Here is a 16,057-nt window from a genome sequence, read left to right on the forward strand (position 1 = left end):
GAACTCCTCATGCAGAAAAACGCGCACAATCCGCATCCGATGCAGCAATCCGTCTTCAGCGTCTGTGCGACGAGTGACATCGTTGCGGTCGCTATGCTGGCAATCGATGAGCTCGCCGGGTCCGAATTCGTCGGCGAGTTTCACGAATATATCACCCTGGAACGGCGCCCACAGCTATCCCCCGCGCTAAGAAATGCGACGGCTTGTGTGGCGATCATCGATTGCGATCAGGACGGAAGTCTCGCGCTCGAGACGATGGAACGACTTCTACAGGCTGCTCCGCAAAGAATGAATCTGATCGCCGCCGCCTCCCATGCGGATGCCAACTTTCTTCTGATGGCGATGCGGGCAGGATGCAACGACTTTCTGAGCAAGCCGATTGACCGGGAGCAACTCTCCTCGGCCCTCGCCCGCTTCCAAGCGGCGCATACAGTGGTCTCACTTGGCCCTCAAGATCTGGGAAGGGTTATATCGCTCTTTGGAGCGAAGGGCGGCGTGGGAACGACGACCCTAGCCGTCCACCTCGCGATGCAGCTTGTCCGCAAACAAGGCAAGAAGGTCCTCCTCATCGACCACAAGCACGAACTTGGCCACGTAGCGCTTCACCTGGGGCTGCAGGACGGCATCTACTTCTTCAGCGAGCTTGTACAAAACGTCGATCGCCTGGACGCGGACCTCCTCGACGGCTTTGTGACACACCACATCAGTGGCCTCGACGTAATCGCCTCACCCGATCACGCGGCACCTCTTCATGATATCCCCCCCGGTGTGACCGAACGGGTGATGGACTATCTACGCACGCGGTATGACTTCATCGTGCTTGACTCGTCCGTCGCCTACAGCAATACCCTCGCCTCGCTCGTGGTCGCCTCCGACGAGATTTGCCTCGTGTCGACTCCGGATGTGGCTGCCTTGCGTGACCTCGTGCGGCATACGGAGCATCTCGCGCACATGAAAGGATCTCCGGCGAAGCTCCGAATTATCATCAACCGATCTACCGCAGCCGATGCGGTGAATGCAGAACAGATCCAGGCGGCAGTCAAGTTCCCCGTGGCTATGGCTATCCCAAACAGCTATCTCGAACTGGTGCGCGCGGTAAACGCCGGGGAGCCCGTACCCCCTCAAGACAAAGGACCGTTTATACACGCTATCGACAAGTGGGCGCAGCGGCTTACCACGGATGCTCTATCGACGGTGGCAGCCGTCCGAGCGAAGAAACGTTTTACCTTCTGGCGACAGTCGGCATAGGAACCGTTGCTTTAGTGACAAAGGTAAGGTGATCCGATGAACGAGGTCTCTCTCTACATGACGGGTGTCCCTGCACGGACTGTGGTTCCTGTTGAGGCTCGAACCGGGCCCGTGCTCTCCGACGGGTCGAAGAATCAGTTGAAGACGGCTGTCCACCAGGAGTTGATCAAACGAGTCGACCTTGAAAAGCTCACACTTCTGCAGACTGACCCAGGTGGACGCCAGAAACTCTTATCGACAATCGCGCAGCTCATTGGTGAGCAGAGCGTTCCTCTAAGTGCATATGAACGTGACTTGCTGGCCGACGAAGTTATGGATGAGGTCTTCGGCCTTGGTCCGCTCGAACCTCTCCTGCATGACGGAACAGTGAGCGACATCCTCGTGAACACGCATGACAAGGTCTATGTCGAGCGACATGGAGTCATCGAGAAGACGAACGTAGTCTTTCGCGATAACGGTCACCTTATGCACATCATCGATAAAATCGTTTCCGCGGTAGGGAGGCGGATCGATGAGTCATCGCCGATGGTCGACGCCCGCCTACTCGATGGATCGAGGGTGAACATCGTAATCCCTCCACTCGCCGTGGATGGGCCGATCATGTCCATCCGCCGTTTCGGTAGCGCCCCGCTCACCTCGGACGATCTGCTACGGCATCGCGCGTTCACGCCGCAGATGCTGGAGTTACTCAAGGGAGCAGTAAGAGCCCGGCTCAACATTGTTGTCTCGGGCGGTACAGGGGCTGGTAAGACGACCTTGCTCAACGTGCTCTCAGGCTTCATCTCCGCTGCGGAGCGCATCGTCACGATCGAGGATTCCGCTGAACTGCAGATCAAGCAGGAGCATGTCGTTCGTCTCGAATGCAGACCTCCTAACGTGGAAGGGAAGGGAGCTGTACGTCAGCGCGAACTCGTCATCAATGCACTGCGAATGCGGCCTGATCGCATCATCCTCGGAGAGATCCGTGGAGAGGAGGCGCTCGACGTACTCCAGGCGATGAATACCGGACACGATGGTTCCATCACCACCGTCCACGCGAACAATCCGAGAGATGCAATCGCGCGCCTCGAAACCATGGCGATGATGGGAACCGTCGCCCTCCCCGAAAAAGCGATTCGAGCCCAGATTGCCTCAGCCGTTCACCTTATCATTCAGGTATCGCGCATGAGCGACGGCTCACGACGCATCACCCATATCAGCGAGGTAACAGGGTCGACCGGAGACATCGTCAGTATGCAGGACATCTTTCTGTTCGAAAAATTGGGCCTCGGCGCTGGACAGAAGGTGAAGGGACGCTTCTTCGCCACCGGTATCGTGCCTAAGTTTGCCGAGAAGCTGACCGCAGCCGGCATTCCCTTTTATCCCGAAACCTTGAGTCACTCCATGGAGGTCTGAAGCAGATGCTTCTCCTGGCCTTTGCCTTCCTCTTCTATTGAGCTTCGGCGTTCTGCACTTCATGCTTCGGCCTCCATCGTCGGAGCGCGCGGTCAAGGCGCGGCTAGTCGCACTGTACGCGGTGAAGAAAAATAAGGTCAAGGAAGACGACGGCCTGGTTCGTGAAGAGACGCAAGGGATCAGTCACCTCATTGGCGAATCCCTGAAACACTACGACTTCGCTGAGGACCTTGGTCGTCTTATCATCCATGCGGGCAGCCGCGCAAGCGTTGGTTCTATCGCGCTCACTAGCTGCGGGCTCGCTCTCGCGGCAGCACTGGTCGCACATCTTGTTGTTGGCACCCTTCCCATAGTGGCGCTCGCCACCATGATTGGAGGATCTCTACGCTACATCGTCCTTCGCCTTCAGAAAACACGTCGGCTAGCCAGGTTTGACACCGCACTTCCAGACGCAATCGAACTTATGGCCCGTGCTTTGCGGGCCGGCCACTCGATGGGATCTTCCATCGAGGTCATCGCGGAGCAATCACCCGAACCGCTCAAGGGGGAATTCGCCCTTTGTTTCCAACAACAGAAATTTGGCATTCCTTTTCGCGACGCTCTCCTCGCGATGAACGATCGCACTCCTTCCAACGACCTTCGGTTCCTGATCACCGCGGTACTCGTTCAGAAAGAAACGGGCGGTGATCTAACAGACATCCTTGATCGCACGACACAGGTTATTCGAGACCGAATCAGGATTCAGGGAGAGGTGCGTACTTATACGGCGCAAGGCAGGCTGACCGGGTGGATCCTTGGCCTGATGCCCGTCATCATGCTTCTACTTCTCAACGTGGTGTCCCCCGGCTATTCACAAATTCTCTTCTCGGATCCATTCGGCCAAAAGCTGCTCTATGCGGGAGGAACTCTGATTGTGATCGGAGGTCTCATCATCCGCAAGATCGTCGATATCAAGGTATGAGGTCAGGCATGAGTAGCACCTTTTTTTTGATGATCGGACTCACCCTGTTCTTCGCATTCTCCCTGATCGCTTGTGTGCTCCTCTCTAGGACAACACATACATTCACGGAACGTGTGCTGGAGGCGGCCTCGGTACGGAAGCGTCATTCAAGAAGAGAGCGGCAATTCTCACAGAGACTCCAGGGTCAGATATTTTCCTCAGTGCGTTGGTTCCGATCCCGCATCGGCTTGTCGGATGATCCGAAGTTGTTAGAGCGCTTCGCACAGTCGGGGTTTAACACCAGGTCTCATCGCGACTTGTATACCACCTCAAGGATGGCTCTTCCGATCATCGGCCTCATCACCGGTTCCTTTGCTCCTTCGAACTCTTTTTTCTGGATGGTCGCCCTCGCGGGTGTCTCATACCTCGGTCCCGACATTATTCTGCAGCGCTTGGTCAAGGCAAGGAGGGAGCACATCCGGCAGGGGATTCCAGATGCTATCGATCTCCTCGTCATCTGCGTAGACGCCGGCCTCGGGATGGACCAGGCTATGCTTCGGGTGGGCCAGGAGCTGGAAACAAGCCATCGCCAGATCTATGAGGAGTTTCTCCAGATAAGCCGGGAACAACGGGCCGGAAAACTGCGTCTCGAGGCATGGCAAGCGATGGCTACCCGGTGCAAGCTCCCTGAGATCGATGCATTTGTAAATATGCTGATGCAAACCGAACGGTTCGGAACACCCATCGCCCGTGCTCTTAGCAACTTCGGTGATGGCATTCGGCAGAGGAGGAGGCAGCAGGCAGAGGAGAAGGCGGCAAAGACGACCGTGAAGATTATCTTTCCTCTCGTCCTCTGCATCTTTCCCAGTCTCTTTATCGTCCTTCTTGGTCCTGCATGTCTAACCATCGCCCAAGGTCTGTCAGGCATCACTCCATAAAGAGAGACGCAAAATAGAAGATGCCGCGTAAGGCCCGTGATCGGCCCTCATCGCTCAAGAAGCCTCATGTTTTGCTACCAAGCAGCCGAAATAGAAGGAGAACACATTTCGCAGCGTCAGGAAGAGAACACGTGAATAACTTTCAGAAATTGGTGCTTGTCTTTATACGGGACGATTCTGGTCAAGATCTGATTGAATATGCCCTTGTTGCTGGACTCATCGGTCTCGGTGCCGTTGCTGCGATGTCCGGCCTCGCAACAAAAGTTGGGACAGCGTTCAACACCGTGGGCAGTCAGCTGACGAGTGCCATTTAGTGCTATATGTCATCTCACCTCAGCCTTGCCAATTCGAGGCGGAGGTCGTGTCTCCGAAACCGTCTTTAGAGGAGTAAGTCATGGATTCAGCAATCGTTGTCCGGGTCGTCGCCGGTGTGCTCTTCGCCGTCATTCTAATTGCCATCATCATGAGGCGAAAGAGCGCCGCCTAGGTTTCCCTGAGCGCCACGCCGATCAGCCGCGGAGGTCCTCTCAGGTTGTCTTGGCAGGGTTACGCTTGCCGTCCAAGAGCCAAAATGGATACGCTCCAGCGAAATGGAATTCTCGTCATCAACGCCACCAATGGAGCCATCGTCTGCTCATCGGGCCACATTGCGAACACCTTTGTGCTCCGGCTGAAAGGCTTGTTGGGCAAGCGGGGTATGCAGGATGATGCGGGCCTCCTTATCACACCCTCTTCTGGCGTGCATACCTTCGGCATGCTGTTCCCCATCGACATCATCTCGCTGGATAAGAACAACCGCGTACTCGGCGCCTGGGAAAGAACTGGGCCCTGGAAAATGCGCGGCTTGACACTTCGTACGCGCAGCGTCCTTGAACTTCCGGCCGGAAAAATCAGGCGGAGTGGGATCATAGTCGGTGACCGCCTGATTATCGAAGTAAGACGCTAAGGCCTATGCCTACGCACAGGAGGCAGTATTGGGTTGTGCCCGCCACTCTCTTTCTACGCCTCTGCCCAACTCGTTTTTTGCTGGAAGAGCTCATCTCATGAACTGATTCTCAAGGCTTAGCCGACACAGAGGTAGCAGAGATCATTGCCCCGCAGCCATGTTGATCTTCTCCTGGCTACATTGTCCAGGCGGCGTGATCAAGGTCAGTGTTCCATCGTGGCGTATTTCAAGAATGGTGAAGGGTGGCTGGTAAGCCTGCGTTGGCGTCGCACTCTGGATTCTAGTATCGGATGCCAACTGCTGGCGCACTGCCTCAATCGCCGCTTCCTCACTCGGAGCAATGTGTTTCATGCGAACGTTCTGTTGCGAGTAGTCCTGAAGCTCGTTAACTTGCACTGTCTTCTCGATCGGCTCGAGCTCTAAGGTTGCCAGCTCGCCGCTCTTCAGTCGCAGGTTGAACGCCGAGACCGATGGTCCAGCCTCTTCCACATTCACCAGAACAAAGCGAAAGACGAAAGCGTCCGACGACGGATGCGAAGTTCCCCCAGCCCCAGGCATCTCCCGTGAGGCAGCTTCCGCGGTGCTCCGTACCAATTCCGTAAGCTTTGAGGTCGAGAGTGCCTGACCATTTAGCGCTCGATCCATACGTTGTTGAACCGTTGTTCCGTCACCACCCGGCGCCTGGCCGTTGGCAGGAGGAGCACTCATGAGCACCACGGCGCGCTTCGCAGCGTGTAACTTGCAAGCCTTGGAGCCGTCCGCCAGAACTTCATTGGTTCCGACGATAAGACCCTTATCAAAACGCGCAACGACCAGAGGAGTTGCGAGACCTTCCTGGGCCGCTAACAGGCAACAGAGCGCAATCGAGAGCTTCTGCATGAAGCCAGAGTACCATTGAGAAAGAGCGCCTACTTCAGTGTGAGACGCCCTCGGCGGCGAGCGCCTTACCACGATTCGGCCGTTTCCCATACAATCCGTTACGCGGACACCACTTCTTCAGGAGCTCTCTTGAACCTCGCCCAACGCGTCGCCTCTGTCGCTCTCTTTGCCGCAACGATCGTCGCTCATGCCCAGCTTGAGGGCGACCGTCTTGATACCAAGCCCGTGCACCATCCAGTCGCCGCGATCCAAGATACCGAGACGCCGGCACAGCGCGACGCGCGTATGGCATGGTGGCGCGACGCGCGCTTCGGGATGTTCATCCACTGGGGCCTATATTCCATTCCTGCCGGCACGTGGGACGGTAAGCAGATTCCGAGCATCGGCGAGTGGATCATGAACAACGCCTCGATTCCCGTTGCCGACTACAAGGCGCTCGCGCCAAAGTTCAACCCGGTCGGATTCAACGCACACGATATTGTGGCGCTCGCGAAATCCGCTGGCATGAAGTACATCGTGATCACCGCAAAACACCACGACGGTTTCGCCATGTTCGATTCGAAGGCGAACTCCTTCAACATCGTCGCAGCCACTCCCTTCAAGCGCGATCCTCTGAGGGAACTCGCAGAAGAATGCCGGAAGCAGGGCATGAAGCTCGGCTTCTACTACTCACAGGATCAGGACTGGACCGCTTCCGGTGGTAGTGCGTACAAGACCGGGAACCACGATTCCCCTACGCATCATTGGGACAAAGCGCAGGATGGCGACTTCGACACATATCTCCACACGAAAGCTATTCCACAGCTAAAGGAGCTCCTCACCAACTACGGTGACTTTCCGGTCGTCATCTGGTTCGACACGCCGACCGCGAACATGACGCCCGAGCGAGCGGGAGAGATTGTCGCCCTTCTGAATCAGCATCCAAATCTTATCTGGAACAATCGCCTTGGGGGCACCTACAAAGGCGATACAGAAACTCCGGAACAGTACATCCCTCCGCAGGGCTATCCCGGACTCGACTGGGAATCCTGCATGACGATGAACGACACATGGGGTTACAAGTCCTACGATACGAACTTCAAGTCGACTGAAACCCTCCTCCGTAATCTCATCGATATCGCGAGCAAAGGAGGTAATTACCTCCTCAACATCGGTCCCGATTCGAACGGCATTGTCCCTCCACCCGAAGCGGAACGTCTGAAGGCGGTAGGACAGTGGCTCTCGTTGAACGGAGAAGCGGTCTATGGAACTTCACCGACTCTCTTCGGCTCCGAGGCCGGCAAGTTCAGCGCGACGGAGAAGGACTCGAAGGGCAAGCCGAAGTTCATCGCGTCATGGGATTGGCGTTCGACGACGAAGGTAGACAAGGTCTATGTAGAGATCTTCAAATGGCCGAATGGCCCGTTCCATCTCGAGAAGATGCCCCGTACGGTTAAGCGCGCTTATCTTCTGGCCGATGCCGAAAAGAAGCTGCTCGCGGTGAAGCAGGATGGCGATATGGTCGATATTCAGCTCCCGGCGAATGCTGCTGACCCCATTGCAACCGTTCTTGTTCTTGAAACGGTGAAGTAATAGGCCTTACCACCGAAGCTCAGTCTCTTGCAATGAATATCCGGAACCAGCGGGGAAGCGGACGGTGAGAGTGTCTCCGTTCAGTTCTCCGCCTTCTACTCTGAGCTTCGCGGAGGCGCGGTTCTTGAGAACGAGAAGCGTTTGGGTAGAACCTGCAGGAGCTTCGAGAGAGAGGCTAAGGTCATTCGGGCCTTCAGCCTGATGGAGCACGTGGAGCGCAGTGGACCGATCCCCTTCGAAAGGGAGCTTTGTGGGGAAGCTGACTTCAATCGGTGGCAAAGGGATCGATAGACGGTGAACCAAGGCGGCGGGGGCTTTGCACTCGTTGGCAGGCTGCGCCTGGGAGAGGCAGAGGACCGTCGGAGTCTTGGAGGCCGCCTCAATCTGAAGAACTTCGTGGTCGCGGGTCATCGTGAGGTCGAAAGCATCCGGGCCGACCTGAACGTGTTCGGCGGAGAGCTTGTTCCATTCCGCCGGCAGGTGCGGTTCGACTTGGAGCGCGTGCCGGAGGGCGTCAGGTTGTAGACCGAGGAGCCCGCGAACAACAGGGGCGATCGCCATCGCGGAGGACCAGAGTTGGTGGGTACTAGACCGGGAAAGCGGTTGAAGGAACTCCCCTGAGAGAACTTCGGTGGTAGCCCCAAGATCCTGTAAGTCATAGAGTGCAAGCGTCTGGCGGGTTCGTTCGATGGCCTGGAGGCTGCGCCCGGCGCGAAATTCGGCGAGGGCAACCCAGCCAGTGTAAAGCGGCCACATGGATCCATGGTGATAGCTGATCGGATCGTAAATTGCTGAATCAGAAGGGACGGAACGGATTCCCCAATCGACCGAGAACGCGCTCGACGCCCAGGAATCAAACATGGAATCAGACCCAGCCAGCCCCTTGGGGTTCGACCACCACGCTACGGACGGGAAGATGGACTTCGTCCTATCGAAGGTGCTGTCGGCATTCCGGCTGAAGGCGTAGAAGCCATCCGCCTGTCGATAGGCCGCCAGCTTCTGCTCGCCAGTTGTAGCGGCTGTCTTTGCCTCTGTGGCAAGTTGCTCGTTTTGCATGAGAGTGGCGAGTTCCGACATCGCATGGCCGGCCTGCACGTCCAGAGCGGCAAGATACACCTCCTGGTGTGGCATCGGACTCGGCCACTCCTCGACCCAGCCCGTGCCTTCGGTATTGGCGTACAGGCCGTTGTCGCTGTGAGAGCGGATGAACTGCCATGCTCGTTGGACGTTGTCCCAGTGAGATTTGAGGTAGGCAACGTCTCCGCTGGCATTTACGTAGTCCTGCATCTGCATGATGAGTAAAGGGGTTGCGTCGGCCGAGGCATACAGGTAGGGGAGGCTTTTCCAGTCGACGGTGAGGGCGGACTGGGAGTACTCGTGCATCATTTTCCCGTCGGCGCGCTGATGGAGGAGGAGGAAGTCGATCGCCTTTTTTGTCAGGGTGAAGTCGCCGTAGCTGTTGACGGCGTAGAGGCTCCATAGGGTGTCGCGGCCAAAGAACCAGCCGTAGCCTGGGCGCGCGGAGTCGTCGGAAGTGGACCATCCGGCGGCAAGACCCATACCTTCGGGCCCTTGGATGCGGCTCTGGTCCATGGAGATTTCGGCCCACCGGAAGCTGTCGTTGAAGGCTGAATCGGGTGTGGTCACGGAGAGGGTGCGGGCGAGGAAGTCCTTGTAATACTGCACGTTGGCCTGCTTGACCTCGGGAAGGTGCTCTTCCTGGGCGAGGGTGGCGGCCAGGAGGTCGTCGGGTTTTATGGAGGCATCGCCGACAGCGGTGAAGAGGGGGTAGAGACGCTTGTCGTCGGTTTTTGGGTCGATGTGGAGGTGGAGTTCGGTGGGCTGGGTCTTGACGCGTTCCTGGTAGGGGGCGCTTGGGCCGGGAGTGGAGCCGGGCATGGCTACTATGCCGTAAAACGCTGGATTATCGGTGTTTAGGATGTAGCCGGTCTTGCGCCAGTCGGGGCCGGGGGTGCCGAAGCTGGGGGCGGGCCACTGGCGCTGCATGACGGGGACGAAGGAGAAGACGAGGTCGGCGGGGCGGATGGAGTGGATCTCGAAGTAGACGATGGCGGGGGAGTGTTTGAGCTTGCTGGTGCGGTCGATGAGGATATGTTCGCGCACGGTGATCGCGGCGTGGGAGAGGCAAATGATTGTTTCTGAAGGGTATACGTCGATTGTCGCGGCGAATTTGTTGAGGTCGAGGGGGGTGTCGTAGTTCTGGAGGTGGGCGGTAACGTGGAAGTTACTCAGGATTTTTACGGGATTTTGCCAGATTTCGAAGGTTCCGTCCTGGGAGCCGAGAATGGCTCCGGTCTCGCCGACGACCGTAAACGGGTGATTTGCGCGCGCGGGACGGTGGATGAGGTTCTGCGAGACGGCGGGAAGGGTGAGGAGGAGGATCAAAAATAATTTCTTGCCCATGTCCACGAAACGATACAGATGGTTCGCCTGGCTGTCATTCCGGTGCATTTTTGTGGTGCAGGATGTGGTCCAATGTACGGTAAACGTGGTTAGCGGTCACGTTCTAAACATGGTGAAGGGTGCGTCTTTATTGGGTGGATGCGTTTTCGATGCGTGTTTTTCGTGGTCAGGTGGTGGAATAGCGCTTTGGGGGTGTTTTGGGGCCGGAGTTTGTCAAGCGGAGCGGCTTTGAGGAACGTGTCCCCGATGCCTCATAATCGCGTCCAACAACCACCGATGCCACGCCGCCACCTTCTCTCGTTTGCCGCGCTTCTCTTTACCCTGCCCCTGAGCGGCCAGGCGGGCAAACCGACCGTCGATCTCGACGCCGCCACGACCGCCATGCGCAATGGCATCGACGCCGCCAACCGCAACGACCTTGCCGCAGCCAAGCGCTACTTTACGCACGCGACCGTGCTGGCCCCGACGATCCCCGCGCCGCACGCGGCGCTCGGATCGATTCTGCTCGCGCAGGGAGACTTCGGTAACGCGGAGCGCGAGCTTCGCAAGGCTCATACGCTTGACCCGAAGGATCCGGCCGTCACCCTCAATCTGGCTCGAACCGACGTCTCCCTGCGCCACTACGACGACGCAGCCGCTCTCTTCCATCAGGCGCTGGCGGCGGACCCGCCTCCTGTTTTGACGGATGAAGAAACGCTTACCTACGCGATCGCTCTTTCCGCTTCGGGAAACCTGAATGGGGCGAAGATCCAGCTTGCCCAGGCACTCACACGTACTCCGAACTCCGCGCTCCTGCACGACGCGCTCGGGTCGCTGCTTGCGCAGACCGGGAGCATGGATGAGGCGATCCCGCACTTCGAGCGTGCTGTCGCGCTCGATCCTTCCCTTAATCAGGCCCAGGTTCATCTCGGCGCTCTCCTGATCGCGCAGAACCGACCTGCGGATGCCGTTGGGCCGCTCGAGTCCGCGGTGGCGGCCGATCCTTCGAGTTTCGACGCCAACCTCCAGCTTGGCCGCGCGCTCTCGGCTGTGCATCGCGACGTGGACGCGCTTCCGGTCCTGCACCATGCCGTCGACCTCCGCGCAGAGGCCGGCGCGTCTACCGCCTCTCTTTACGACCTTGCCCTCGCGCTCCAGGCCAGCGGGGACAGCCGCGCTGCCGTTGCTCTGTTCGCCGCTGTTACTGCCCCGCAAAGCCGTCTGCCAATGGCCAGCCTTGGCCCCGCGCTCACGAACTACGCGCTCGCGCGCGTCCAGACCGGCGATGCTGCCGGAGCGTTGCCTCTGTATGCACGTGCGCTCGCCCTCGGGCCAGATAGCCCGGTCTTTCGCGAGGACTACGGGGTCGCGTTCCTCCAGCAGGCGGACCTGACCCATGCGATCGAGCAGTTCCGCGCCGGATTGACACTCGAGCCAAACAGCGCGCACCTGCACTACGACCTTGGCCTCGCGCTCAAGCTCAAGGACGACCTCGCCGCCGCCATCCCGGAGTTCGAGCGGGCCGCGCAGCTCGATCCAACGCTGCCCGATCCGCCCTATACTCTCGGCGTGATCTATATGCAGCAAGGGCGATACGCCGACGCCAAGACCCAGCTACAGCGCGCCACGCAGCTTCAGCCGGATAACGGCGAGGCGTGGGCGCTGCTGGGCGGAGTTCAGAAGGATTCGGGCGACGCAACGGGGGCTGCCGAGAGTCTGCGCAAGGCCATCGCTCTTGAGCCTGAACAGCCGAGCCTCCACATCCAGCTTGCTGCGCTCTTCTCGCAGGCCGGGAAGACTGCCGACGCGGCAGCCGAACGCAAGATTGCCGCCGACCTCAGCCGTGCCGCCGTCTCGCATCAGCGTGCGACTTTTGCGCTCAAGAGCGGACGCACTCTACTCGAACAGGGCAAGCTGCCGGAAGCTGCTGCGCAACTTACGACGGCGGCTGAAGCGGATCCGAAGGATCCCGAGCCCCACCGCGTGCTCGCCGAAGTTCTGACGCGCCAAGGCAGGCCCGCCGAGGCAGCGCTCGAACGCAAAAAGGCCGCGTCGCTCGCGTCTGCCTCGCCCCAGCCTGACGCAATCGCGCCTGCCGCCGCGCAGCCATGAAGCCGCCGACCCGCACGCGCATTCCGGCTTTGATCCTTGCCTCGCTGCTCTGCGCGCTGTTCATTCCCGCCTCGCGGCAAGCCGCGGAATCGCCTGCGAAGACCCATCCACTCGCCGATCCCGACAAGGCTTGCGCCCAGTGCCACGAGGCCATCTATGAGCATTACGAGAAGACCTCGATGGCGCGAGGAAGCGGCCTTGCCACGGAGGGTCTTCTGCCGGGTGAACTTCATCACAAGGCATCCGGAAGCGACTACCGGGTGTTCCTCCGCGATAGCGACGCGTGGATGTCGTACAGCGAATCTTCGACGGGCGCTCAGGGTGAACGCCGGCTTCTCTACTTCATCGGCTCGGGCCGTCACGGGCGCACGTACCTTTACCAGCTCGAGGGACAGTGGTTCGAGCTACCGATCAACTTCTACACGCGCCGGAGCACCTGGGACATGGCTCCCGCGTATGACAAGGCCACAACGATTCCCGCACCTCCGCCAACGGATGCGAACTGCCTTCACTGCCACGCCACGCAGGTACAGCAACCTCTGCCTACCGCACGCAATCGGTATGCGGACGCACCCTTCGTGCAGGGCGGTGTGGGCTGCTCTGCGTGCCACGGCGATCCGAGCCAGCATCTTGCCCAGCATGGCCACGGACCTATTCTGAATCCTGCCAAACTGTCACCGGCGAAGCGTGACAGCACGTGCCTACAGTGTCATCTCGAAGGAGATGCGGTGGTGTATCGCCCGGGTAAATCGCTCGCGCAGTTTCAGCCCGGTGAGGAGCTTTCGGCTACGGCGCTTTATTTCGTTCGTGCCAGCCAGCAGGCGGGTGGGGGACGTGCCTCAAGCCAATACGAGGCGCTTCTGCGCAGCGCCTGCAAGCGGGCCGTCGGTGATGCGCTGACATGCACTACCTGCCATGACCCACATAGCTCGCCGGCTGCCGCGGAACGGGTGTCGTTCTTCCGCTCGAAATGCCTGAACTGCCACGCTGCGCAGGCTGCGGATCATCACCCGGAGCAGCAGGACTGCGCGACCTGTCACATGCCTACGCGGAACACATCCGATATCTCCCACGAACAGAGTACCGATCACAACATCCAGGCACGGCCAAGCGCACCCAGTCTGCTGAAGTCTGATGATCTTGTTCCTGTGGGTCCGGCCAAACCGACGGACCGGGAGTATGGCCTTGCCTATGCACAACTGGCCCGGCGTGGCAATCGCGCTGCTGGAGAGCGAGCTCTCGCGCTTTTGACGAAGGCCCAGCAATCCGGTGCGAACGATGCACAGGTCGATCTTCAGCTTGCGTTCCTGCAGCAGATATCGCAGCATCCTGTGCAGGCTCGGGCGAACTATGAAGCTGCTCTTCAACAGGATCCTTACGATCCAACGTCCCTCGCCAACCTCGCCGTGATCGACGCTTCTTCGAACCGCGTCGAGGAGGCGGTTGTCCTGCTCAAGAAGCTTGTCTCAGCCGACCCGAGCCAGACGCCCGCTGGCCTTAACCTTGCGTTTATCGAATGCCGTCTTGGCCGGAAGCAAGAGGCGCTCGCCGTCCTCCATCGAATGGTTGAGTTCAATCCGGGCGATGTGCAGGTTCATATCTTTCTTAGCACCGGTGCGTACGCGGGGCAGCATTGCCCGCTGACTGGGAACGGGAGTACAGAGTAGACTGGCTCCCATGGTTCTCCGCACTGCCGCGCTTTTGATCGCTTTCACCGCACTTGCTCCCGGGCAATCCACCATTGACCAGCAGGCCCAGAAGCCCTCGGAGGGGGGCCAAAACGTCAAGTCGGGCGGCGTGAATACGGGCGGCGCGCATGCTGCTGTGCTCGATGCGCAGCACCGGCCTATTACTGCTGGCGGATTCGTTTCGAGTGGGCCGCATGTCTTCGATAACGTGGCCGAGCAGGCGGGGCTGGCGAAGTGGCGGCACCAGGTCGGCACGCCGGAGAAGAATTTCATCATCGAGACGCTTGGGTCCGGCGTCGCGCTGCTGGACTACGACAATGATGGCTGGCTGGATATCTATCTCGTGAACGGAAGCACGTATGAGGCGCAGGCCGGGAAGGCTCCCGCTCCGCATGCGGCTTTGTTTCATAACAACCACGATGGCACGTTCACGGATGTGACCGCGAAGGCAGGCGTGCAGAACGACCGGTGGGGCATTGGCGCAGTCGCGGCGGACTATGACAATGATGGGTACCCCGACCTGTATGTGACGAACTTCGGGAAGAACAGGCTGTATCACAACAACCATAACGGCACGTTCACCGACGTCTCGGAGAAGGCGGGGGTGCAGCTTGGGAACTGGTCGACGGGGGCTACCTGGGGTGACTACGACGGCGATGGTAAGCTCGATCTCTTCGTGCCGGGGTATGTCCACTATGACTTCGAGCATCCTCCCGAGCAGGGTTCCAATGCCAACGTTTCCTACTCGTTCTGCCAGTTTCGCGGCATGAAGACGATGTGCGGGCCGCATGGGCTGAAGGGCGAGCCTGACCATCTGTTCCATAACAATGGCGATGGCACGTTTACCGACGTCAGCGTGAAGGCCGGTGTGTCGGACCAGAAATCTCCCTTCTATGGGCTGGCTTCGCTGTTTGTCGATGTCAATAATGACGGCAAGGTGGACCTGCTCGTTGCGGATGACTCTACGCCAAATTACTTGTATTTGAATAAAGGCGATGGGACGTTTGAAGATGCCAGCTTTGCCTCTGGATACGCGCTGAATGAGAGTGGGCGGGAGACGGCTTCGATGGGGATTGCCGCCGGGGACCTCACGCACAACGGACGAATCGATTTGTATAACACTACTTTTTCGGACGACTACAAGCCGCTGTACCGCAATGACGGTGATGGCAACTTTACCGACATCAGCTACGAGATGGGGATTGCGGAGCCTACCGTACCGTTTCTTGGGTGGGGCGATGCTTTCTTTGATTACGACAATGATGGGTGGCTCGATCTGCTGGAGGTGAATGGGCATGTGTATCCGCAGGTGGATCAGCAGCAGTGGGGGACGAGCTGGCACCAGAGACCGCTGCTATTTCACTCGGATGCAGGCAAGCTGAAGCTCGTGCCGGCGGTGGAGGGGAGCGGGTTGGCTACGCTTGCGGCTTCTCGCGGCATGGCTTACGGGGATCTGTTCAACGATGGGCAGATCGATGCGGTCATCAACAACATGGATGGGGCTCCTACGTTGCTGCGGAACGTGGCGAAGAGCGGAAACCACTGGATCGAGATGAAGCTTGTGGGTGGGCCGAAGAGTCCGCGGGATGCTGTGGGGGCTACGGTTTATCTGACGGCGAACGGGGTGACGCAGCGGGCGGATGTGATCAGCGGAGGGAGCTTTGCCTCGTCGCCTGATCCTAGGGTGCATTTTGGGCTGGGGCAGGGGACGGCGATCGGCAAGGTCGAAATTCACTGGCCTAGCGGGCTGGTGGAGACGATTGCTGTTCCGGCGATCGACAAGATTTCGGCGGTGACGGAAGGGAAGGGCACGCTGGTCAAGGCTGCGCGGTAGGCGTTGCTGTTTGATGAAGGTCTCCACCTTTTGGTGGAGTGACAATGCTGCCGTGGAGGCTATAGAGTTCCCTCTGATCGAGAATTCCGTCACGGGCCTATT

The 16,057-nt window shown here is 58.8% G+C and carries 12 protein-coding genes; 10 read left to right on the plus strand and 2 right to left on the minus strand.

Annotated features, from left to right (window positions below; genetic code table 11):
- Positions 1–9: 9 nt before the first annotated feature.
- From GRAN_RS22075 to GRAN_RS22100, 6 genes are all read left to right on the plus strand, one after another.
- Positions 10–1,248, plus strand: a complete 1,239-nt coding sequence (locus tag GRAN_RS22075; RefSeq protein ID WP_161571109.1) for a CpaE/TadZ family protein — start codon at positions 10–12, stop codon at positions 1,246–1,248.
- Positions 1,249–1,284: 36 nt separating this feature from the next.
- On the plus strand, positions 1,285–2,643 hold the full coding sequence (locus tag GRAN_RS22080; protein WP_128915241.1) for a TadA family conjugal transfer-associated ATPase: 1,359 nt from the start codon (positions 1,285–1,287) through the stop codon (positions 2,641–2,643).
- Positions 2,644–2,764: 121 nt separating this feature from the next.
- Positions 2,765–3,604, plus strand: coding sequence for a type II secretion system F family protein (locus tag GRAN_RS22085; protein ID WP_161571110.1), 840 nt, complete (start codon positions 2,765–2,767; stop codon positions 3,602–3,604).
- 314 nt (positions 3,605–3,918) lie between these two features.
- A complete protein-coding gene (locus GRAN_RS22090) occupies positions 3,919–4,521 on the plus strand; it encodes a type II secretion system F family protein (RefSeq protein ID WP_241655085.1) in 603 nt (200 codons plus the stop codon).
- Positions 4,522–4,652: 131 nt separating this feature from the next.
- Positions 4,653–4,835: a Flp family type IVb pilin gene (locus GRAN_RS22095; protein ID WP_128915244.1), complete on the plus strand. Its 183-nt coding sequence runs from the start codon at positions 4,653–4,655 to the stop codon at positions 4,833–4,835.
- Positions 4,836–5,092: 257 nt separating this feature from the next.
- Complete coding sequence (locus GRAN_RS22100; RefSeq protein WP_128915245.1) at positions 5,093–5,467, plus strand: DUF192 domain-containing protein; 375 nt, start codon at positions 5,093–5,095, stop codon at positions 5,465–5,467.
- Positions 5,468–5,608: 141 nt separating this feature from the next.
- Here the strand turns inward: GRAN_RS22100 and GRAN_RS22105 are convergent, their stop codons facing one another.
- A complete protein-coding gene (locus tag GRAN_RS22105) occupies positions 5,609–6,346 on the minus strand; it encodes a hypothetical protein (RefSeq protein ID WP_128915246.1) in 738 nt (245 codons plus the stop codon).
- 129 nt (positions 6,347–6,475) lie between these two features.
- Here GRAN_RS22105 and GRAN_RS22110 point away from each other — a divergent pair, with 129 nt between their 5' ends.
- A complete protein-coding gene (locus GRAN_RS22110) occupies positions 6,476–7,918 on the plus strand; it encodes an alpha-L-fucosidase (protein ID WP_128915247.1) in 1,443 nt (480 codons plus the stop codon).
- A gap of 6 nt (positions 7,919–7,924) precedes the next feature.
- Here GRAN_RS22110 and GRAN_RS22115 read toward each other — a convergent pair whose 3' ends face one another.
- Complete coding sequence (locus tag GRAN_RS22115) at positions 7,925–10,390, minus strand: amylo-alpha-1,6-glucosidase (protein WP_128915248.1); 2,466 nt, start codon at positions 10,388–10,390, stop codon at positions 7,925–7,927.
- Positions 10,391–10,588: 198 nt separating this feature from the next.
- Here GRAN_RS22115 and GRAN_RS22120 point away from each other — a divergent pair, with 198 nt between their 5' ends.
- Genes GRAN_RS22120 through GRAN_RS22130 form a run of 3 tightly spaced genes read left to right on the plus strand, consistent with a single transcriptional unit; the run spans position 10,589 to position 15,955 of the window.
- Positions 10,589–12,433 (plus strand): tetratricopeptide repeat protein, encoded by a 1,845-nt coding sequence (locus GRAN_RS22120; protein WP_241655086.1) that lies wholly within the window; start codon positions 10,589–10,591, stop codon positions 12,431–12,433.
- The gene (locus GRAN_RS22125; RefSeq protein ID WP_128915249.1) at positions 12,430–14,100 is read left to right on the plus strand and encodes a tetratricopeptide repeat protein; all 1,671 of its coding nucleotides are present in this window, start codon (positions 12,430–12,432) and stop codon (positions 14,098–14,100) included. The genes GRAN_RS22120 and GRAN_RS22125 overlap by 4 nt, the downstream gene beginning before the upstream one ends.
- A gap of 10 nt (positions 14,101–14,110) precedes the next feature.
- Positions 14,111–15,955, plus strand: coding sequence for a CRTAC1 family protein (locus GRAN_RS22130; RefSeq protein ID WP_128915250.1), 1,845 nt, complete (start codon positions 14,111–14,113; stop codon positions 15,953–15,955).
- Positions 15,956–16,057 lie beyond the last annotated feature (102 nt).

It is taken from the genome of Granulicella sibirica (assembly GCF_004115155.1).
GTDB lineage: Bacteria > Acidobacteriota > Terriglobia > Terriglobales > Acidobacteriaceae > Edaphobacter > Edaphobacter sibiricus.